Origin of the sequence: Halobacillus halophilus DSM 2266 (genome assembly GCF_000284515.1) — a bacterium.
GTDB lineage: Bacteria > Bacillota > Bacilli > Bacillales > Halobacillaceae > Halobacillus > Halobacillus halophilus.
Genome location: NC_017668.1, coordinates 1,986,866 through 2,009,002 on the forward strand (window position 1 = coordinate 1,986,866; position 22,137 = coordinate 2,009,002).

At 42.2% G+C, this 22,137-nt stretch carries 19 protein-coding genes; 16 read left to right on the forward strand and 3 right to left on the reverse strand.

Features of this window, described 5'->3' with window-relative positions; translation table 11 throughout:
• Nucleotides 1-3 precede the first annotated feature (3 nt).
• A complete protein-coding gene (locus tag HBHAL_RS09740) occupies nt 4-747 on the forward strand; it encodes an SDR family oxidoreductase (RefSeq protein WP_014643228.1) in 744 nt (247 codons plus the stop codon).
• 165 nt (nt 748-912) lie between these two features.
• A complete protein-coding gene (locus HBHAL_RS09745; protein WP_014643229.1) occupies nt 913-1,263 on the forward strand; it encodes a carboxymuconolactone decarboxylase family protein in 351 nt (116 codons plus the stop codon).
• A gap of 499 nt (nt 1,264-1,762) precedes the next feature.
• On the opposite strand, the gene HBHAL_RS21730 is transcribed toward HBHAL_RS09745, so the two are convergent.
• Nucleotides 1,763-1,918, reverse strand: a complete 156-nt coding sequence (locus tag HBHAL_RS21730) for a hypothetical protein (RefSeq protein ID WP_173380432.1) — start codon at nt 1,916-1,918, stop codon at nt 1,763-1,765.
• A gap of 419 nt (nt 1,919-2,337) precedes the next feature.
• Between HBHAL_RS21730 and HBHAL_RS09750 the strand changes: the two genes are divergently transcribed.
• From HBHAL_RS09750 to HBHAL_RS20390, 3 genes are all read left to right on the forward strand, one after another.
• A complete protein-coding gene (locus tag HBHAL_RS09750) occupies nt 2,338-3,849 on the forward strand; it encodes a UDP-N-acetylmuramoyl-L-alanyl-D-glutamate--2,6-diaminopimelate ligase (RefSeq protein ID WP_014643231.1) in 1,512 nt (503 codons plus the stop codon).
• 262 nt (nt 3,850-4,111) lie between these two features.
• Entirely contained in the window at nt 4,112-6,631 is a 2,520-nt protein-coding gene (locus tag HBHAL_RS09755) for a bifunctional 2',3'-cyclic-nucleotide 2'-phosphodiesterase/3'-nucleotidase (protein ID WP_014643232.1), read from the forward strand.
• A 417-nt stretch (nt 6,632-7,048) separates the two neighbouring features.
• On the forward strand, nt 7,049-7,432 hold the full coding sequence (locus HBHAL_RS20390) for a hypothetical protein (protein ID WP_051005598.1): 384 nt from the start codon (nt 7,049-7,051) through the stop codon (nt 7,430-7,432).
• Between the two features lie 105 nt (nt 7,433-7,537).
• Here the strand turns inward: HBHAL_RS20390 and HBHAL_RS09765 are convergent, their stop codons facing one another.
• Nucleotides 7,538-8,806: an NCS2 family permease gene (locus HBHAL_RS09765; RefSeq protein WP_014643233.1), complete on the reverse strand. Its 1,269-nt coding sequence runs from the start codon at nt 8,804-8,806 to the stop codon at nt 7,538-7,540.
• 221 nt (nt 8,807-9,027) lie between these two features.
• Here HBHAL_RS09765 and sdaAB point away from each other — a divergent pair, with 221 nt between their 5' ends.
• The 10 genes from sdaAB to rnc all read left to right on the forward strand — a co-directional run bounded on the left by sdaAB (nt 9,028) and on the right by rnc (nt 18,080).
• Nucleotides 9,028-9,690: an L-serine ammonia-lyase, iron-sulfur-dependent subunit beta gene (gene sdaAB / locus HBHAL_RS09770; RefSeq protein ID WP_014643234.1), complete on the forward strand. Its 663-nt coding sequence runs from the start codon at nt 9,028-9,030 to the stop codon at nt 9,688-9,690.
• Nucleotides 9,691-9,714: 24 nt separating this feature from the next.
• Nucleotides 9,715-10,599 (forward strand): L-serine ammonia-lyase, iron-sulfur-dependent, subunit alpha, encoded by an 885-nt coding sequence (gene sdaAA / locus HBHAL_RS09775; protein ID WP_014643235.1) that lies wholly within the window; start codon nt 9,715-9,717, stop codon nt 10,597-10,599.
• A 5-nt stretch (nt 10,600-10,604) separates the two neighbouring features.
• Nucleotides 10,605-12,641 carry an ATP-dependent DNA helicase RecG gene (gene recG / locus HBHAL_RS09780; RefSeq protein WP_014643236.1) on the forward strand — a complete coding sequence of 679 codons (2,037 nt, stop codon included), beginning with the start codon at nt 10,605-10,607 and terminating at the stop codon, nt 12,639-12,641.
• An 84-nt stretch (nt 12,642-12,725) separates the two neighbouring features.
• Complete coding sequence (locus tag HBHAL_RS09785) at nt 12,726-13,643, forward strand: S66 peptidase family protein (RefSeq protein WP_014643237.1); 918 nt, start codon at nt 12,726-12,728, stop codon at nt 13,641-13,643.
• A gap of 112 nt (nt 13,644-13,755) precedes the next feature.
• Complete coding sequence (gene fapR, locus HBHAL_RS09790) at nt 13,756-14,316, forward strand: transcription factor FapR (RefSeq protein WP_014643238.1); 561 nt, start codon at nt 13,756-13,758, stop codon at nt 14,314-14,316.
• 15 nt (nt 14,317-14,331) lie between these two features.
• The gene (gene plsX / locus HBHAL_RS09795) at nt 14,332-15,336 is read left to right on the forward strand and encodes a phosphate acyltransferase PlsX (RefSeq protein WP_014643239.1); all 1,005 of its coding nucleotides are present in this window, start codon (nt 14,332-14,334) and stop codon (nt 15,334-15,336) included.
• A complete protein-coding gene (fabD, locus tag HBHAL_RS09800) occupies nt 15,333-16,274 on the forward strand; it encodes an ACP S-malonyltransferase (RefSeq protein ID WP_014643240.1) in 942 nt (313 codons plus the stop codon). Before plsX ends, fabD begins: the two co-directional genes overlap by 4 nt.
• On the forward strand, nt 16,274-17,014 hold the full coding sequence (fabG, locus tag HBHAL_RS09805; RefSeq protein WP_014643241.1) for a 3-oxoacyl-[acyl-carrier-protein] reductase: 741 nt from the start codon (nt 16,274-16,276) through the stop codon (nt 17,012-17,014). Before fabD ends, fabG begins: the two co-directional genes overlap by 1 nt.
• A 59-nt stretch (nt 17,015-17,073) precedes the next feature.
• The gene (acpP, locus tag HBHAL_RS09810) at nt 17,074-17,307 is read left to right on the forward strand and encodes an acyl carrier protein (protein WP_014643242.1); all 234 of its coding nucleotides are present in this window, start codon (nt 17,074-17,076) and stop codon (nt 17,305-17,307) included.
• An 80-nt stretch (nt 17,308-17,387) separates the two neighbouring features.
• Nucleotides 17,388-18,080 (forward strand): ribonuclease III, encoded by a 693-nt coding sequence (rnc, locus tag HBHAL_RS09815; protein WP_014643243.1) that lies wholly within the window; start codon nt 17,388-17,390, stop codon nt 18,078-18,080.
• Nucleotides 18,081-18,141: 61 nt separating this feature from the next.
• On the opposite strand, the gene HBHAL_RS09820 is transcribed toward rnc, so the two are convergent.
• Nucleotides 18,142-18,369 (reverse strand): DUF1128 domain-containing protein, encoded by a 228-nt coding sequence (locus HBHAL_RS09820; RefSeq protein WP_014643244.1) that lies wholly within the window; start codon nt 18,367-18,369, stop codon nt 18,142-18,144.
• A gap of 192 nt (nt 18,370-18,561) precedes the next feature.
• On the opposite strand from HBHAL_RS09820, the gene smc reads away from it, so the two are divergent.
• Nucleotides 18,562-22,128 carry a chromosome segregation protein SMC gene (smc, locus tag HBHAL_RS09825; protein WP_014643245.1) on the forward strand — a complete coding sequence of 1,189 codons (3,567 nt, stop codon included), beginning with the start codon at nt 18,562-18,564 and terminating at the stop codon, nt 22,126-22,128.
• The last annotated feature ends 9 nt before the right edge of the window (nt 22,129-22,137 follow it).

The following is a 22,137-nucleotide window of genomic DNA, read 5'->3' on the forward strand; positions in this document are numbered from 1 at the left end:
TCATTGACGAATTTACAAGATCAAGTAGTTATTATCACAGGAGCATCCAGTGGAATCGGTGAGGAAACGGCGAAAGAACTTTCCTCTAAAGGAGCTAAACTTGTATTAGCAGCAAGACGTGAAGATCGGCTGGAAGAATTAGCGAAAAAAGTAAACGATGATGGCGGGCACGCGATATACAAAGCAACTGACGTAACCAATTATGATGAAATGGAAGAGCTTGCTGAATACGCTCAAAAAGAACTGGGCCAAATAGATGCCATTGTAAATAATGCGGGATTGATGCCACTTTCTTTACTAAATAAACAAAAGGTTAAAGAATGGGATCAAATGATCGATGTAAATATTAAAGGTGTGCTATATGGAATATCTGCCGTGCTGCCTCATATGCGCGAACGCAAAAAGGGACACATCATTAATATTTCTTCCGTGGCTGGACACGTAGTCTTTCCGGGAAGTGCTGTATACAGTGGTACAAAATTCGCTGTGCGTGCGATTACGGACGGGGTGAGAATGGAAGAGTCTGCAGAGAGTAAGATTAGAGCAACGATCATTTCGCCTGGAGCGGTTTCTACTGAACTGACATCTACCATTACAGATGAAGATGTAAAAGGTGGAGTAGACGAACTTTACGAACAGGCGATCACGCCGGACAGCATTGCCAGAACAATACGTTATGCTCTGGAAGAACCAGCAGAAGTTACCATTAATGAAATTGTAGTACGACCAACAGACCAAACCACATAAACAAAAAAGCAGCCTGCCACAGGCTGCTTTTTTGTAAAAATCTGGCACCTCAGGTCATACATATTATGGATGATTATAGGAGCTCCTTAGTCATGTATAGCTGGCACATCCAATAGTTTGGTATAAAAAGGAATGGCATTATAGAACACATTAAGAAGTGAAATCATGGAAAGAAAAGCCCATACTATATTAGAGGAATACCGTAATGGAATTGAACAACTATCGGAGCATCTGCCCAAAACCATCCAGGAGTACAATCGATTCACTGGTGAAGCATTTAATGATGGAGAAGTTACAAAAGCAAATAAACACTTAATGGCACTGGCAATTAGTTTGAAAGAAGGAGACGAACCCAGCATTACTTACCATATGGATCAATGCGTAGCAATGGACTGCTCGGATCAGGAGATTTATGAATCTATGGGTGTAGCTGCTGCATACGGTGGTGGTGAGGCTATGAGTCAATCCGTCACGAAAGGTTTTGAAATCTTAAAACAGCTCCGAAACCAATCTTAAGCTACCCGGCAGGCTGCCGTATTCCTCCTAGAAGAAGGGTGCGGCAGTTTTATTTCTCTAAAGATTCGGTTCTGAATGTTATGATTCTTTAACTTGGAAGGGATAGCTTAAATAGAGGATTAGAGTGTTAGAAAAAAGAAAGACCAGGGGTTATATGTGGGGCGAAGAATAGAGGTTTATAGAATATAACTAAAAAGCTTTTAAAGATCCTATTTAGGAAAACAATGGGTGGGAATAAAGGCTTGCTAGTTTAATATAAAATTAAAATGATAAGGATAATCGGCGAGGCGCATTATAGGTTGGGTAATCTTATAATGCGAAAAGAATTTTTCATTAGAGATAAGATTCCCCATTGTGAATTCAGTATTTTTCTTTCCATTAAAAAATCAACGTCTTTTGACTACTTAAGTCATGCAGACGTTGATTCCATGGAACGGCTTGAGTACCGTTATCCTTTATTTGCTTTCTTCTCATAGCTATATGTCACCACTTCATTCTCTTATTTTCTTTTGTTTTTACGAAAAGGCATAAGAAGTTTGCCGCTTTTAGTTCGCTTCACTTTTGTGGAAGCAGACAGTTGGGATCCCTTGGCTTCCGGGGTGTTTTTGTAGTCCTCTTCAAATAGCTCGCGAGCCTTGGAATAAAGCATGGTCATTTTAATGACCTCCTTTTTAATAATGGTTATCATTCAATCAGCTTTAGTTTTCTTAACTGATGAATTAATGAAAATTTTACTCTCTAGTAAGGGGGTAACGCAATAGTTTTTTTAACTTTTTTTTCGACAAATTTTTGGTTATTTTCCAACTATCTTTTTTCCAATTTATAGAACAGGAAAATAATAACAAAACGCGCATAATTACTATAGCGATACGACTTTAATAAGCTTCCGTATTTTTAAATATCATTCAAAAATTCTGGAATTGAAAAATAGGATAAAAGTCACGGATTTTTCGCAAACTTATTGAAAACCTATCCAGAAGCTTTTGAAAGTTTATAGGCATAAACCAATGGGAATTTACAACAAACAAGGGTGCTTTAGTATCATAAAGTGTGAACAAAGGATGATATCATATAATGACTAACAAAGAAGTGATTTTTAAAAACCTATTTCAAGGGACCATTTATGGCCCTGGGAGTCAATACGTATCCTCAGTAGTATATGATTCTCGTGAGGCAGAAGAAGGCGATGCTTTTGTATGCATTGCTGGTGAAAAGCATGATGGACATCTTTTTATTGAACAGGCTATTCAAAACGGTGCAAACACCATCATTGGTTCCGAGAGTGAAAAGTTACACATGTATTCGACTTTTTATAATCATATAAGCTTTATATGCGTGCCCGAAACTAGAACGGCTCTAGCCCAGTTAGCTTCAACCATTTATGATTCCCCATCGAACTCCCTCTACACCATTGGCGTCACAGGAACCAATGGAAAAACAACCGTTTCGTCTTTCCTATATTCGCTTTTAAACGACCTTCGTATGCGCACGGGTAGTTTAGGCACGGCCGGAATATGGGATGATGAGAAAAAGACAGAGTTTAAGCAGACGGTACCTACGACTCCTGAAGCTCCTGATATTCACCGAGTTTTGCATTATTTTAGAAAAAGAGAGATGAATGCTGCAATCATTGAATCCACTTCGATAGCGATTGAGCAGAAACGCTTGGCCACAATCCATTTTGATGTAGCCGTCCATACCAATTTGACTCCTGAGCACTTAGAATTTCACGGTACTATGGAAGCTTATAAACAAGCGAAAATGAAGCTGTTTGATCAGTCCAAGAGTGCAATTGTTAACGCAGATGATCCCCAAATGGCGGAAGAATTAATAAGAAGTTTCAAAGGAACTTTAATCACATATGGGATTGAGGAACCAGCAGATATCTCCGCTAAAGAAATCCGTACAACGATGGAGGGGACTTCATTTACATTACGTTTGTTCGGTAAGGATTACCATATGCATGCACCTATTTTTGGAACATATAATGTCTCCAATTTCCTAGCTGCTGTAGCGGTTTGCTGCCAAATGGGCTACTCGGCAGAACAGATATTATCAGTAGTTTCGACAATTAAGAGTCCGGAAGGACGTTTTCAAATTGTAGAAAACGATGCCCCTTTTCAAATTGTTTTAGACTATGCTCATACTCCTGACGCTCTTTTCCATATATTGAGTGCTGTGCGACATATTCCTTATCGCAACTTAATTGTTATGATCACAGGAGTGGGTCTCAGGGATCCAAAAAAGCGCCCTTTGATGGCCGAAGTGGCTGAGGGTATGGCTGATGAAATTGTGGTCAGTGTTGATCAGCCGGGGCACGCTGATCGTCAGGAAGTCGTAAACGATGTGTTAAAAGGATTCAAGGAGCCCGCAGCATCTCAAATCCATTCAGTATTGCATCGAGAAGAAGCCATTCACTATGCATTTGATTTAGCTGAATCTGGTGATCTGGTTTTATTAACAGGAATCGGATTCGGGGGGTACCAGGTTATCGGGGATGAGAAGGTGCCTTACTCAGAGATGCAGGTGATTGAAGACTATTTTGAGAACTTTTTTTGTAATAAACAAGCTTTATGTGAAAGTTGATAATTAAGGCAGGAGGACTATAACTAAACAGAAACGGACAGGTGATTTTTAGTGGCATTTAATCATTCAGCACCCTGTCCAAATGGAGTAGACTTGAAGAGACTATTATTCTCTTCAAGTCTTTTTTAATGAAAAGTAGTTGAAAGATGATTGCTGTTTTTAATTGTCGGTCTGTATAAAAAAACTGCTAAATTTCTATTTTAGATGTTAAAATATATAAATAATTACAATATTCTACATTACTGAAAGGTAAGGTGACGATTTGAAACAAAATCAGAAGAAATGGTTGTTCCGATCGGCTATGGTTCTTGGGGTTTTAGCTGCTTCAACTTGCACGACTAACGTAAACGCTCAGACGGATGAGGGGGACGTAGTGGATTTAAGGTTAATGGAAACGACGGATTTGCACAGTCATGTGATGAATTATGATTATTTTACGGACAAGCAGGATGACACAGTCGGACTTGTTAATACTGCAACGCTTATTAATCAGGAGAGAGGCAAAGTAGAGAATTCCATGCTTTTTGATAATGGAGATTTGATTCAGGGCAATCCTATGGCTGATTATATCGTTGATCAAAAGGTATTAGATGAACAAGGGCATAAGCATCCTGTTTATCAAGCTATGAACCTCCTGGACTATGACGCTGGTAATTATGGCAATCACGAATTCAATTATGGTCTGGAATTTTTGGATAAAGCTGTCGGAGGTTCTGACTTCCCATATGTAAATGCCAATGTATATAAAGACGACGGTGACGACAATCCGGATAACGACGAGAACTACTTCGATCCATATGTGATTCTGGATCGCGAAGTTACAGATCAAAATGGTGACGTACATACGATTCAAGTGGGAGTTATTGGATTCACACCGCCTCAAATCATGACGTGGGATAAAGACAACTTAGAAGGGAAGGTAACCACGCGAGATTTAAAACAAACCGCAGAAAAATTCATTCCTTCAATGAGAGAAGAAGGTGCTGACGTTATTATTGGCATTGCTCACTCGGGGCTGGGCTCAAAGGAAGAATATGAGAAAGGTGCTGAAAATCAGACCTATCAACTATCGACAGTGGAAGGTTTCGACGCGCTTATGTTCGGGCATTCCCATCAGACCTTCCCTAGCGAGGATTATGCTTCATTAGATGGTCGATACAATATCAACCTTGAGCAGGGAACCATCAATGGCGTAGCCACCACACAAGCTGGTTTTTGGGGCTCAGATCTTGGGATTATTGATTTGGAGCTCGAATATACAGAAGGTGAATGGGATGTGACGCAAGGCAGAGCTGATGCAAAACCTATTTATGATTCTGAAAATGGAGAACCTTTGGTTGAGGCGAACCAGGAAATTGTTAGTCAAGTCCAACATGATCACGAGGCGACCAGGGAGTATGTGGCTACACCTGTAGGCGAAACTGAAGTTCCCCTCTACAGTTATTTTGCCCAGGTATTAGATGACCCTACGGTCCAAATTGTAAATGATGCACAGAAAGCTTACCTTGAAAAATATATCCAAGGCACTGAGTTGGATGGATTACCTGTATTATCAGCTGCTGCCCCATTCAAAGCAGGAAGAGACGGAGTCGGCGATTTTACGGACATTCCAGCCGGAGAACTTGCGATTAAAGATACCACTTCACTTTATAAGTATCCGAATACCCTTCAAGCCTCTAAGATAACTGGAGAGCAAGTAGTTGAATGGCTTGAATGGAGTGCAGGACAGTTTAACGAAATTAATACAGACTCAGATAAGCAGCAGGAATTGGTGAATAATGATTTTCGCAGCTATAACTTTGACGTGATCGATGGTTTAACCTACGAAATCGATGTAACTGAACCCCCTCGCTACAATAATGATGGAGAAAAGATCCATGATAGTCATCGTATTAAGAATGTTAAATATAAAGGAGAAGCCATCGATGAGGATCAGGAGTTTTTAGTTGCTACCAACAATTATCGGGCAGCTTCCAAATTTGCCAATCCTGATGGTGATAACATTGTGGTTAAATCTCCAGATGAAAACCGGCAAGTTCTTGTAAACTATATTCGTCAGAATGAAACCATTAATCCGAAAGCGGATGGTAATTGGTCTTTTGCACCTGTAGATGGTGACCCCTTGTTGACCTTCCGATCGTCTCCTGAGGCTCAAAAGTATGCGGACGATGAGCAGAAAATTTCTTTTCTTGAAAAAAGAAATGACGGCTACGCGAACTATAGGATCGATCTTCAAACGTCCGAAAAAACGACTGTCTTTCCGGACGTACCAGAGGGTTACTGGGCAGCGGAAGAAATATATACTTTAGCCGCAGATGGGGTTATAAAAGGTTATCCCAATGGCAACTATGGTCCGAAAGACCCGCTGCTTCGTTCTGAATTTGCAATGCTGCTTACCCGGGAACTTGGACTGACTGCCAAAGGACAAAGCCCATTCAAGGATGTTCCTGAGAAGTATCAACAAGAAATTACAGCCGCTTACGAGAATGGAATTGTATATGGTGTCAGCGAAACAGAATTTGATCCATCTGCTTCCATTACACGGGAGCAAATGGCTGCCATGGTCGTACGTGCCTACGAGTATAAAAATGGAGAGTACAAGGCTGAAGGCGATCACATCTATAAAGATGAGGATGAAATTCGCAGCGTGTTTACCGAAGATGTTAAAGCCGCATACGAGCTTAAGTTGATGATCGGTGTACCAGGCAATAAATTTATGCCTAAAGAGTCTTCCATTCGTGCAGAAGCTGCTCGTGTGGTTTATAATTTAAGAAACAATTAATGAGAAATTGAAACGCTTCTACAGCCATTAATAGGTAAATGGAACTCGCTCCTTCGCAGAAAGGGGCGAGTTTTTTGGTTGATGCTAAGGGTCACTTGCAGATAAATCAGTGTTCTTTCATTTTACCTTGAATGGCTGTGGTTCTTGATGCTATCCGCTTTCTCGAGTCCCTGCAGTTTTCGTCGTATTAAAGGTTCTTTGAAGGTGGGCTGTGCTTTTACATCCTTTCGTCAGATGAGAGATGATTTACATCAACATCATGCTTTTCTCATCAGACTAACAGGCGCAATAAGCTCTATTTATAATCAGACATTTTTTAAACCTTGCAGAAAACGGCTTTCATTATGGACAACTTTCTTTTTGAAATCTGATCCATATACTGTTGTAGATTGCAAATGAGAAAGAGGAGGGGTGTGGTTGTTCTATCCTTATTACTATCCCCGAACATACTGGCCCGCTTTTCAAGCAACCCCTTATTCCCATGACTATACTTTCACTCACAGACTATACCCTGAGATAAATACCGAACTGTTTATGAAATCTGCTGAACAAATGAAGGGTTTACTAAAAGAAGCAGATGTATTAATGGATCACATAACAAATTCCTCAGAATGGACCGCAGAACTTATGAAGGCAGCTCAGCAATCAAATAAAAGTGAAGTAATTCAATTACTAAAGTCTACAGGTGTTCAGTCAAAGATGGACGTAAGTTACACGCCAGATGGACTAAACATTATGTTATATACTTCTGTTGGAGATTTAGATTGCGGTCACTTGAGGATATCGATTCGCTGGAGATAATCTAAATGGGATGAAATATAAAAACCCATGAAACTAGCTTTCTAGTTTCATGGGTTTTAATGAGGACAAATACCTGTCAAAAAATCAGGCGTTTTTATATTTTTCTTAATGCCCAAGCGAGCGCATGATAAATTCGATGAGAAAGACCATGGCGATGAGTACGACAGGGGTAGAAAGCTCACGCTGCTTCCCAATGGCAAATTTCACAATCGGGTATGCAATAAATCCAAACGCCATTCCATCAGCGATGGAGTAGGTGAAAGGAATCATCACAATAATCAGAAAAGCAGGCATGGCTTCTGATAGTTCATCCAGTGGGATCTCTTTAATATTTTGAACCATTAACGCACCAACTATGATTAAAATCGGGCTGATAGCTGTCGAAGGAACCATTGAGATCCAGGGAATTAAGAACAGGGTTCCAATAAACAGGATCGCCATTGTCAAAGCGGCTCTTCCGGTTTTACCACCTGAAGCGATTACTGCCGCGCTTTCAGCAGATGAGACAGTAGGAGACGTTCCTAAAAACCCACTGCTTAACGCAGAAAAAGAAGCGGCTTGAAAGGATCGTTTAAACTTTCCTTTCTGTTCAAGCATTCCGAGCTGTCCATGAATCAATCCCATATTCTCGAAAATAAGAACAATGGCAAGTGGGAATACAGCCATCCAAAATCCGAAATCACTAAGTCCTGAGAAGTCAGGGATAAATACCCAGGATTGTTCATCAAGAGATATCATGGAGCCTGGGGCCTCAAGAATTCCAGTGAAGTGGGCAATAATCGTTCCTACGATCATGGTTACAAGAAAATTACCTGGAACGTTCCGTGTAAAAAGAAAAATCCCGATAAACAAGGTGATCAGGCTCGTGATCACAACGGCTGAAGATGGGTTTCCTAGACTAATTAAGGAATATTCCCCACGAACAACGAGTCCGCCTTTCTCTAGCCCAATCAGTGTCAGAAACAGACCAAGCCCTACAGTGATCGCGTGCTTTAAAGATTCGGGAATTGCGTGCTTAAGCCAGTCTCCAAGTCTGGTAAAAGCTGTTATTAAAAACAGCAGGGAAGCGATACATACGACGGCCAGTCCTTCTTGAAAGCTAAGACCGCTCCCTTCGACAATCGAGTAGGCAAATAAGGCGTTAACCCCCATACCTGGAATGAGAACCATAGGCGCATTCGCGTATATGGCCATGATCAAACAGCCAATCGCACTGGCAAGAATAGTGGCTACCATCCCGCTCTCGAGCGGAAGTCCGGCACTCTCTAGTATCTGACTGTTAACGGCTACGATATAAACCGTGGTAAAGTACCCGATCAGTCCGGCTGTCCACTCTTTCTTCCAGCTGACGTTTTGAGTCTGGTGATTGAACATTTCAATCTCCTCTATGAAATTATCCCTCTCCCGCCCGGCTACCGAGTAACCCACAAATTTTTATTCTACTCTTCTCCAACCTTTCTATCAAGTTTATCTGTTCTTTTTTGTAAATAGTAAGCTGTTAGATTAGGATTGTGATAAAATATAGTAGGATCAAATTGCGAAAGTAAGCGTTTTCTTATTGGAAACCAAGAGAGAAAATAGGGATGGTGAAAGAAATGAAATATAGATCAGTATTCGATATTATCGGTCCGGTTATGATTGGACCGTCCAGTTCACATACGGCTGGAGCAGCTCGGATTGGAAGAGCCGCCCGTCATCTATTTGGCAGAGAGCCAAAGTATGCGAATGTCCACTTGTATGGTTCATTTGCAAAAACCTATAAAGGTCACGGAACGGATGTGGCCATAATTGGCGGATTGTTGGATTATGACACATATGACGAACGAATTCGGGATGCTTTAAAAACAGCTCGAAAAAATGGCATGAAGGTGCGTTTTTATGAAGAAGAAGCACATACGGACCATCCGAATACGGCACGTCTAAAAATAGGTGATGACGACGGTGAACTTGAGCTTGTCGGAATCTCAATTGGCGGGGGTAAAGCGGAAATTACCGAACTGAATGGATTTGAATTACGGTTATCCGGGAGTCATCCTGCTATCCTTCTAATTCACAATGATCGATATGGTGCCATTGCATCCTCTACAGCCATTTTAGCTAAACATGAAATTAATATCGGACGTATGGAAGTCTCGAGAAAAGCTCAGGGCGAACAGGCACTTATGGTCATAGAAGTGGATCAGAATATTGATGATTCCGTCTTAAGTGAGCTTGAACGTGCCGATCACATTACCCAGGTGGCGAAAATATCCGACTAACATTTATTCAGGGAGGGTTTATCTATGTTTCGAAATGTTGCCGAGCTAGTTGAGCTAGCTGAAAGTGAAAATATACAAATCTCAGAAGTTATGATCAGACAGGAGATGGAAGTTAAAGAGTTAACGAGAGAAGAAGTTTATCAACATATGGAAAAAAACCTGGAGGTTATGGAAAAAGCGATCGAAGATGGTTTGAAAGGGGTAAAATCCCACAGTGGACTGACTGGTGGAGACGCTGTTCTTATCCAGAATTACATGAAAAATCATACACCTCTCTCGGGTAATTTACTTATGGATGCCGTTAGTAAAGCAGTGGCTACCAATGAAGTTAATGCAGCGATGGGGACCATTTGTGCCACCCCCACGGCAGGGAGCGCGGGGTGTGTCCCGGGCACTTTATTTGCTGTGAAAAACCAGCTGAACCCAACACGGGACCAAATGGTACGTTACCTGTTTACTTCGGGTGCCTTTGGTTTTGTAGTCGCGAACAATGCATCGATATCTGGAGCTGCCGGAGGCTGTCAGGCTGAAGTAGGCTCAGCAGCGGGAATGGCGGCTGCTGCTATTGTGGAAATGGCAGGAGGGACGCCTTCTCAGTCAGCAGAAGCGATGGCCATTACCCTGAAGAATATGCTAGGTTTAATATGTGATCCCGTTGCGGGTCTGGTGGAGGTTCCTTGTGTGAAAAGAAATGCTATGGGAGCTTCAAATGCCGTTGTGGCAGCAGACATGGCCCTGGCAGGAGTGACCAGTCGTATTCCTTGCGATGAAGTAATCGATGCGATGTATAAAGTTGGTCAGCGTATGCCTTCAGCTTTTCGTGAAACTGCTCAAGGCGGCCTTGCTGCCACTCCTACGGGAAGAGAATTAGAAGCAAAAGTATATGGAATTTCGTTGAAGAAAGAGTGAATAGTGTGTTAACCCAATCGATTAGTGAATTAAAAGGAATTGGAGAGAAACTGGAATCACAGTTGAATGAACTTGGTCTTTTTACGATAGAGGATCTTCTGTTTTATTTCCCGTTTCGGTACGATTCTTATGAAGTCAAACCATTAACTGAATTGACCCATAATGAAAAAGCTACGATCGAAGGGGAGGTTGTTTCTGAACCTTCCCTTAGCTTTTTTGGCCGGAAAAAATCCCGATTAACGTTTACACTCCAAGTGGAGCAGTTTGCTGTAAAAGCTGTTATGTTCAACCGGGCTTTTGCGAAAAAACAGCTTCATGCAGGAGATACAGTGACGGTTACAGGGAAGTGGGATCAACAGAGGCTGCAGATCACTGTCAGCCAGTTTAAGAAAGGTGAATCCAAAAGTCAGGCCCCGATTCAGCCTGTCTATACTTTAAAAGAAGGAGTACCCCTTACTACTCTTCGAAAGTACATTAAGGCTTCAATTGATGCCTATGAACATGAGATACCTGAAATTCTGCCTGAGGAACTACAGCGGGCGTACAAGTTGCCCGAACGCCCGCAAGCTATTCGGCAGATGCATTACCCTGATAATAGAATCATGTTAAAGCACGCCAAGCGCAGGTTCATATATGAGGAGTTTCTCATTTTTCAGCTTAAAATGCAGTTGTTGAGAAAACATCATCGGGAGTCAACTACAGGGAACGCCCAGTCTTATGACAATGGTAAACTAACCTCTTTTGTTCAGGCCCTTCCATTTGAATTGACTCAGGCGCAGAAGCGTTCTCTTGCGGAAATTCTGAAAGACATGAAAAATCCTCACCGAATGAATCGTCTCCTTCAGGGTGATGTAGGATCTGGTAAAACGGCAGTGGCTGCCATTGCTCTTTATGCCTCAATTACCGCAGGGAAACAGGGAGCGCTTATGGTTCCGACGGAAATCCTTGCGGAGCAGCATTTTCAGTCGCTTATGGAAATGTTTGAAGGTCGTGCTACTGTCGCTCTCCTAACCGGATCGATTAAAGGAAAAAAGCGTCGTGAGATCTTAGAATCCGTTCGGGCAGGGGATATTGATATATTAATTGGGACCCACGCACTGATTCAGGATGAAGTCGAGTTTCATGATTTGGGTTTTGTTATTGTTGATGAACAGCATCGTTTTGGAGTCCGTCAGCGGAGAACACTGAGAGATAAAGGACTTTATCCCGATGTTCTATTTATGACGGCGACCCCAATACCAAGGACACTTGCGATTACAGCATTTGGGGACATGGATGTGTCTGTGATTGATGAAATGCCGGCAGGAAGAAAGCCGGTAGAAACTTACTGGGTAAAGGGAGAAATGACAGATAGGGTGTTATCGTTTATTCAGAAAGAAATTGATCAAGGACACCAGGCGTATGTGATCTGCCCGCTGATTGAAGAATCGGACCAGTTGGATATTCAAAACGCCGTGGAACTATATAACCAGCTCTCCTCTGTTTATGAGCCCAATATACCTGTGGGACTGATGCATGGAAGGCTCCACAATGAAGAAAAAGAGGAAGTCATGCAAGAATTTGCTGAAAACCGATTAAAAGTCCTTGTCTCAACTACAGTCGTGGAAGTTGGAGTTAACGTGCCGAACGCAACGGTGATGGTAATTTATGATGCGGAGCGCTTTGGTCTTTCCCAGCTTCACCAGTTACGTGGGAGAGTAGGGCGCGGGTCAGATCAGAGTTATTGCATTTTACTTGCCGACCCTAAAGGTGATGTAGGGAAAGAGCGGATGAGAATCATGACAGAAACGACAGATGGATTTGAACTTTCGGAGCAGGACTTGAAACTTAGGGGTCCGGGTGATTTCTTCGGAAGAAAGCAGAGCGGTATGCCGGAATTTAAGGTAGCGGATATGGTTCATGACTACCGTGCTCTTGAAACAGCACGCCGCGATGCGGCTGAAATCATCACAGAAGAGCGGCTGGACAAGGATAGTCGTTACCGTCCTTTAAGAGATCTTATTTATCAGGATAAACAAATAATGGGTGAAGTTCTGGATTAGTCAGTTTCTCTCACATATTCTACTTCCGCTCCTCATATGAAACATCATAGATGCTTCGAAGTCTTGATGAAAGCTGGTGGTAGAATGGTTAAAGCGCAACGGCTTAACTACGGGGACCGAGTAGGAGTCATAGCCCCCGCTGGACCTCCAATAGAAGAGGATCTGAAAAGAGGTTTGGACGTTTTACGTTCTTTAGGACTCGATCCTGTACTAGGCGCCCATGTGCTTAATCAGGACCATACTTTTTCATATTTAGCTGCTCGTGATGAAGCAAGGTTAGAGGATTTGCATCGCATGTTTCTGGACCCCTGCATTAAGGCTGTGTTTTGCGCACGCGGGGGATATGGTACGGCACGGCTTGCTCCTTATCTTGATTATTCAATGATCAGTTGCAACCCAAAGGTGTTTTGGGGGTACAGTGATATTACTTATCTACACACCGCCATCTATAAATACAGTAATTTAGTTACTTTCCACGGACCTATGGTAGCTTCTGATCTAGGACGAACTCCCCTGAATAATGAAACCATCCTCTCCTTAGGTCAACTTTTTATGCCGAAGAATATAACTTTCCGTTATCCTGAATTTCCTTTTAATTCAATTCAGAACGGTAAAGCAGAGGGGATACTTGTAGGAGGAAATCTGACTGTACTTGCTGATTCAATGGGCACCGAGTTTGAACTGAATACAGATGACAGAATTCTATTTATTGAAGAAATTAATGAGCCGGCCTACAGAATTGATGCTATGCTTCTACAACTGCAGCTCGCAGGAAAGTTCGCTCATGTTAAAGGGGTTATTCTTGGTGATTTCAACCTCAAGGTTTCTGAGCTAGCTGAGACTCAAAAGGTACTACGCCAGTTCTTCATGCCTTACAAATTTCCTGTCTTGCAAGGATTCCCTTCCGGACATTGTACACCCAATTATGGTATTCCTTTAGGAACAAGAGTGCACTTAGATACGACTGCTCTATTGTTACAAGTTGAAGCAGGGGTAAACTGAGCTGCCATTGGTCGATACATGATCCTTGCGAAATTGATTTTGGTATTATATATTACTATTAGTACCTAGTCATAAAGCGACTGCTTTTGATTAATTGGACGGTGGAATTACGATGAAGAAGTCTAAAAAGATGAGGCAAAAAGAGTTGAAGGAGACGCTTGAGGTTTCGCCATTTACCACGGACGAGGAACTCGCTCGACGCTTTGGAGTCAGCATCCAAACCATTCGATTGGACCGCATGGAAATGTCTATTCCAGAATTGAGAGAAAGAATTAAATCAGTAGCTACCCAGGAATGGAATGAGACTGTAAAAGCCCTGCCGATTGAAGAAGTCATTGGTGAAGTTGTTGACTTAGAGCTGGATGAACGAGCCATTTCTATTTTAGATATTAGACCAGAGCACGTGTTTTCCAGAAATAATATAGCAAGAGGTCATCACCTCTTTGCTCAGGCAAATTCATTGGCAGTGGCCGTAATCAATGATGAACTTGCTTTAACCGCTCGCTCGGATATTCATTTTCGTAGACAAGTGAAACTTGGTGAGCGTGTCGTTTCAAAAGCCAATGTAGAAGGGAAAGATTCCAGGGGTCACACCATTGTGAACGTTCAGAGTTACGTTGGAAATGAAGAAGTGTTTGCGGGCACATTTGAGATGTTCCGTTCGAATCAATAGAAGGAGGATCAATTTATGAAACTAGCTATTGATGCTATGGGCGGGGATCACGCACCAGAAGCCATCGTGAAAGGGGCTGTTCATGCGGCTGAAACGATTAAAGGTGTCGAAATCACTTTAGTCGGAGATCAAGAACAGATTACCCCTTTTCTAAAAGGACAGTCTAATATTAAAGTGATACATACAACAGAAGTGATTACTTCGGAAGATGAGCCTGTCAGGGCTGTCCGAAGGAAAAAAAATGCTTCCATGGTTTTAATGGCTAAGGAAGTGAAAGAAGGAAGAGCAGATGGTTGTGTGTCTGCAGGTAACACGGGAGCATTAATGAGCGCCGGTCTTTTTGTAGTGGGACGAATGGAAGGAGTAGAGCGCCCAGCTCTAAGCCCAACATTACCTACCCAGGACGGTCAGGGTTTCTTAATGCTTGATGTGGGTGCCAATGTAGATGCAAAGCCTGAGCACCTTCTGCAATACGCGGTTATTGGTTCCATTTATGCAGAAAACGTACGAAAAATTTCCAAGCCGCGTGTAGGATTGCTCAATGTAGGGACTGAAGATGGAAAAGGGACAGACCTTACTAAAAAAACGTTCCAGCTTTTGAAAGAGGCCCCAATTAATTTCATTGGAAATGTAGAAGCTCGTGACCTTCTGGATGGTGCGGCGGATGTCGTCGTAACGGATGGATTCACCGGGAATATAGCACTTAAGACCATAGAAGGAACGGCAATGACCATGTTTTCTATGATGAAGAAAACGTTCATGAGCAATCTTAAGACAAAAATTGCTGCAGGATTAGCCAAAAATGACCTGAGAAAACTTAAAGGTCAGCTGGATTATTCAGAGTATGGAGGGGCAGGGCTGTTCGGCCTGGCAGCGCCTGTGATTAAAGCGCATGGCTCCTCTAACGAACGGGCCGCTTATAACGCTATCCGCCAGGCTTGTGAAATGATCGAACTTGATGTCACTCAAACCATCTCGAATACACTGAAGACCATTCAATCAGAGGAGGAAGAAAAGTGAAAAAAACAGCTTTTATTTTTCCAGGACAGGGATCGCAAGAAGTAGGAATGGGTAAAGCAATGTATGACTTCTATCCTTCTGTGAAAAAAATGTTTGATGATGCCGATGACGTACTCGGTTATTCATTGACTACACTTATGTTCGAAGGGCCCCAGGAAGAACTAACTAAAACGGAGAACGCTCAGCCAGCTTTATTGCTGAATAGTGTAGCTATTAACCACGTCTTAAAAGAAGAAGGTATCAAACCTTCTATGACAGCGGGACATAGTCTAGGCGAATATAGTGCTCTTGTAGCTTCCGGTTCCCTTGACCCCATGGCGGCTGTGCAGCTGGTGCATACGCGCGGAAAGTTGATGGAAGAAGCTTATCCAACCGGAAAAGGTTCAATGGCGGCTGTATTGGGGATGTCTCAAGAGGAAATCGAGAAAGTTCTGGAAGGGTTCAATGACGATGAGCCTGTTGACCTGGCGAATATTAATTGCCCTGGGCAAATTGTAATCTCTGGAACAAAAGAGGGAGTATCTCAGGCATCAGAACAGCTGTCCGAAGCTGGAGCTAAGCGTGTACTACCTTTGAATGTGAGTGGACCTTTTCACTCTCGTCTCATGAAACCCGCAAGCGGTGACTTTGCCGACCATTTGTCGAAGAATTCGATTTCGGAAGCGTCTGTACCTGTATATGCGAATGTTACAGCAGGTCCTGTTACAGAAGCAGATGAAATTGAGAAGCTGCTTGTTAAGCAGTTATATTCTCCGGTCCGTTTTCAGCAAATACTTGAAGCATTTGTTGAAGAGGACGTGGATGCCATCGTAGAAATCGGTAACGGAAAAGTCTTGAGCGGACTTGTACGAAAGGTTAAGCGAAGAATGAAAACATTTAATGTGCAGGATCCTGAAACAGTAGACCAATTTATCCAATGGTATAAGGAGGAGTCTTAATGTTACAAGAACAAGCAGCTCTCGTTACCGGGGCTTCCCGTGGAATTGGACGAGCCATTGCTATGGAACTCGCCTCTAAAGGTGCTAAAGTCGCCGTTAACTATGCTGGCAGTGAAGATAAAGCAGAAGCAGTTGTGCAGGAAATTATAGATCAGGGTGGAGAAGCTATCAAAATACAGGCTGATGTAACGAGTGAGGACGACGTTAAACGCATGATTAAAACAGTCGTAGATGAATTCGGCCGCCTTGATATTCTTGTTAATAATGCAGGCATTACGAAAGACAACTTACTTATGAGGATGAAAGAAGAAGAATTCGATTCCGTTATTGATACGAATCTTAAAGGCGTGTTTCTTTGTACCAAAGGCGTAACGCGTCAGATGATGAAACAAAAGTACGGCCGGATCATCAATGTGGCTTCTATCGTAGGGGTTTCAGGAAATGCTGGGCAGGCTAACTATGTAGCTGCAAAAGCAGGGGTGATCGGCATGACGAAATCAAATGCCAAAGAACTTGCTTCAAGGAATATTCAGGTTAATGCAGTTGCTCCGGGTTATATTACTACAGATATGACAGAGGCGCTTACTTTCGAACAAAGAGAACAGATGTTATCCTTAATCCCTCTGAACCGTCTTGGTGAAGCGGCAGACGTTGCTCGTGTTGTCCGTTTTCTAGCTTCAGAAGACGCTGCTTATATGACGGGCCAGACCTTGCATGTTGATGGCGGAATGGTCATGTAAAAATGATATGGTTTTTCGCTTGAAAATTTACTATAATGACTGAAGGGAGGTGAAGTCCAATGGCAGATACATTTGATCGAGTAAAACAAATCATCGTTGATCGTTTAGACGTTGAGGAATCTAAAGTAACAATGGAGGCTTCCTTCAAAGAAGATTTAGAAGCAGACTCTTTAGACGTAGTAGAGCTTGTAATGGAGCTTGAAGATGAGTTTGATATGGAAATCTCAGACGAAGAAGCTGAAAAAATCAATACAGTTGGGAACGCTGTGAATTACATAAACAGTGTGCTATAACCCTTCAAACATGCTGTCTGTGTAAAAGCAGGCAGCCTTTCCTATTGATGAGAAATTTATAGCAAAGGACAAGGTGATTTATGGATGATTTTTCCAGTTTCCAGAAGAGAGTCAATATCCACTTCCAGGATATCTCGTTACTGGAACAAGCTTTCACACATTCATCTTATGTGAATGAGCATCGTAAAACGGAGCGCAAGGATAATGAGCGTCTGGAATTTTTAGGTGATGCTGTTTTGGAATTAGGTGTCTCACAATACTTGTATCGGGAGTATCCTGATATGGCAGAAGGAGAGCTTACCAAGTTCCGCGCTTCTATAGTCTGCGAAGCATCTCTTGTAGATTTCGCTAAAGACCTTAACTTTCATGAGCTTATTTTATTGGGCAAAGGAGAGGAATTAACAGGTGGACGCAACCGGCCGGCCTTGCTCGCTGATGTATTTGAAGCCTTCATTGGTGCTTTGTATTTGGATCAAGGCTTTGAAGAGGTAGTAACATTCTTAGAGAAGTATGTTTACCCTAAGGTTAAAAAAGGTGCTTTTTCTCATGCGATGGATTTTAAAAGTCAGCTACAGGAATTTATTCAGCGGGATAAAAACAGTAAGATTGAATATGAAATTGTAGAAGAAAGAGGACCTGCCCACAGCAGAGAATTTATTGCTCATGTTCGGATCCAGGGAGAAGTTGGTGGAATCGGGGTCGGCAGAACAAAGAAAGAGGCAGAGCAGCGGGCTGCCCAAAAAGCATTAGAAAATCACGGAGCCCTTTCCTGAAAAAAGGACAGGCTAGAACTCGGATGAAGTTCTGGCCTGTCCTTTTTATTATTGAACCTTTTTATTGAGGTTTCCGAAATCTTCCCAATTCTTGAACAAATGTCTGGATCTCTGACACACTTAACTGTCCTTTCATTTGAACAATATCGTGTAATTCCTTAATCTCGTCATACTTCTCTAAATCGTAATCATCCGGGTCCATGATGGTGCGGTTCACAACTTGTAACCGGTCGGCCATATCATTAATAATGAATTCAAGATTCTCGCGCGTAGGTTCTTCTAAACTCAAGACAAATCCTCCTTCAAAGCTCCTAGTATGGGCTAATACATATAATAAAATACTTTTCTGCTTTTTAAAACCCTTTGCTGTAAGGAAAAATTAAAGTTCTTATCGCTCGTCATCACTTCCTACCGTAGGGCGGATGTTTATGATAAAATAAATTAGTTGAGTGAAAGATTGCGAATATACAGGAGGATGAATATGTTCCTCAAACAGTTAGATACCATAGGGTTTAAATCATTTGCTGAAAGAGTAACGGTCGATTTCGTACCGGGCGTCACCTCAGTTGTCGGACCGAACGGAAGCGGCAAAAGTAATATTACGGATGCTATACGCTGGGTGCTGGGAGAGCAGTCAGCCAGATCTCTCAGAGGATCGAAGATGGAAGATATCATTTTCGCAGGCAGTGACACACGAAAAGCGCAGAATATGGCTGAAGTCACTTTGACGCTTGATAATTCTGATCAGACCCTTCCTCTTGATTATCAGGAAGTTAGTGTGATGAGACGAGTGTTTCGTTCGGGAGAAAGTGAATTTTATATTAATAATCAAACATGCAGATTAAAAGATATTGTCGATTTATTTATGGACTCAGGTCTCGGACGTGAGGCTTTTTCCATTATTAGTCAGGGGAAAGTGGAAGAAATTTTAAGCTCGAAAGCGGAAGAGCGGCGCTCGATTTTCGAAGAAGCAGCTGGAGTTTTGAAGTACAAGCAGAGAAAAAAGAAAGCGGAATATAAACTCGCAGAAACTCAGGAGAACTTAAATCGGGTTGAAGATATAATTCATGAAATAGATGGACAGCTTGAACCGCTAAAAGAACAGGCTGCTGTGGCTAAGGACTATTTGGAGAAAAAGGAAGACTTAAAACAAATAGAGGTTTCCCTATTAATCACCCAAATAGAAAATCTTCATGGAGAGTGGCAGGAACTCCTTAAAGAATTGGCTACGGTTAAAGAACAGGAATCAGAACTGCGGTCACATATAGAAGAAAAAGAAACTGCTGTTGTAAAGCAGCGGGACACAATGCAGGCTCTTGATGAATCGATTGAGGATCTACAGGAAACCCTGCTGGTTCTAACTAAAGAGCTGGAAAATCTCGAAGGCAGACGAGAACTTATGAAAGAGCGTCATAAGCACTTTGAAGAGAATAAAACAAAAGTCGAACAGGATTATGAAGAGCTTTCCAGTAAATTGGATGAACTTCAAAAAACAGCTAAGAAGGAAACAAAACAATTAAATGCGTTCAAGAAACAACGAAAGCAGACCAAGGATGATCTTGAGCAGACGAACCAGGCGCTTAGTGAAGATATAGAAGGTATTGAAGATCAGATCGAAGACCTTAAAAGTGATTATATTGATCTTCTGAATGAACAGGCAGCCAAAAGAAATGAAAAGCAGTCTCTCGAAAAGCAGGTATCACAGATCAATTATAAAAAAGGCCATCAACAGACACGCTTCAGTGATCTAAGGGACGAACGAGAAGTCCTCGAAACCAGCTTAACTGAAGCTGTGGAAAATCTGAAGAATATATCCGATCTGCGCGAGAAGAAGGAAAAACATCTAGCCGGCCTTCAAGAAGAACTGGAAGAAAATCAACAATCCTATCAGGAGTGGCAGGAGAAATTATATAAAGGCTACCAATACTTAGAAAAGCTGCGATCGAAAAAAGAAATGCTGGAAGATATGAAGGAAGATTTCTCAGGCTATTATCAGGGTGTTCGTGAAGTATTAAAAGCAAGACAAAACCAGCAGCTTATGAATATTGAAGGTGCTGTACTGGAACTGATCGACATCCCGGGGGATTATTTAACAGCTATTGAGACGGCTCTTGGAGCCCAGGCTCAGCATATTGTTGTTAAAGATGATCAAGCTGGCAGAAAGGCGATTCACTGGCTGAAGAATAATAATAAAGGCCGTGCCACGTTCTTACCTTTAACTTCCATACAGCCGCGTTCCGTACACAACCAAGCGGCTTCAAAACTCCCAGAGCAGGAAGGCTTTGTCGGAGTCGCCGCTGACCTCGTAACGTATGACAGCCGTTTTAAAAAAGCGATCCAACACCTTCTAGGACATATTGTTATCGCCGAAGACTTACAGCACGCCAATTCGATTGCTCAATTCCTAAATCGCAAATACCGGATTGTGACGCTTGAAGGAGACGTGGTGAACCCTGGTGGTTCGATGTCAGGCGGAGCTCAGAAAAAGTCGGGACAGTCGCTTTTTACTCGGGAAAAAGAGCTGTTGGAACTAAGAGATAATATTCACGAATTTCAATCCAAAACTGAACAAGTGGAACAAAAAGTTAAACATTTAAAGAATGAGACCACGAACCAGCAGCAAGAAATAGAGCGAGTCAGCCAGGAAGTAGCAGAACTTAAAAATGAAGAATATGAGAAACAGTCTGATAAGCGTGAACAGCAAGTGAAAATGGATCATTTAAATAGTCAGCTTCAGCTGTTTGATCAGGATCAGGCTCAGTTTGATCAAGACAGGCATCAGGCTGATAATCAAATGAGTGAGCTTGATAAAGATCTAAAAGCATTAACGCAGAAACTGGAGAATATTCAAAAAGAAATTGATGATTTAACAGCTGCAAAAGACCGGCAAAAAGTGGACGAAGCTAATTTACAGAGCCGACGACAAGAGCTCCAGATTCAACTGGCTGAGCAGGAATCATCTGTCCAGAATCAACAGGAAAAAGCTGACCGGTACAACCAGGAACTAGCTTCCGTTAAAGCCGAACTGAAAGAAAACCGAGAGGAACATAAACGTTTAATGGAAGTTTTTGATTCTAACCAGACGGAAGAAGAAGTCCTGGCTTCCATTGAGGAAACAAAACAGAGAAAGGAAGCTACTTCTTCACTCATTCAGGATAGAAGAAAAGAGAGAAATGAGCATGGACAGGAAATTCAGAGGGCTGAACAATTGTTGAAGGAACAAAAAAGACGTCAGCAAAACTTCACCCAGGATATTCAGCAAAAAGAAGTAAAAGCAAACCGGCTGGATGTAGAACTTGAAAATCTGTTGAATTATCTCCAGGAGGAATACGTTATAACATTCGAAAAAGCTAAGAATGACTACCCTCCTGTAGAGGATGTTGATCAGGCATCCACAGATGTCAAGCTGATCAAAAGATCAATTGAAGAACTTGGCACCGTCAATCTTGGAGCAATTGAAGAGTATGATCGTATTTTGGAAAGGTATGAATTTCTAAAGGGACAGCAGGAGGACTTGCTGGAAGCTAAACAGACTCTTCATAGTGTTATCGGTGAAATGGACGGAGAAATGCAGCGGCGTTTTGAAGATACTTTCACAAAGATTCGTGCAGAATTTGAAGAAGTTTTCCGGGAATTGTTTGGAGGGGGACGTGCGGATCTTAAATTAACAGATCCTGAAAATATGCTCGAAACGGGTGTGGATATCGTTGCCCAACCTCCTGGGAAAAAGCTTCAGAATTTAAGTTTGCTTTCTGGTGGAGAGCGTGCCCTTACTGCCATAGCTCTTTTATTTTCCATCTTGCGTGTACGTCCTGTACCATTCTGTGTACTCGATGAAGTAGAAGCGGCATTAGATGAAGCCAACGTAGATCGATTTGCTCGCTTCTTAAAAGAGTTCAGCGCAGATACACAGTTCATCGTTATTACACACCGCAAAGGTACTATGGAAGAATCAGACGTTTTATACGGAGTTACGATGCAGGAATCAGGGGTTTCAAAACTAGTATCTGTCCGACTGGAAGAAACACCTGAATTACTAGAAGCGTAGAAAGGATGA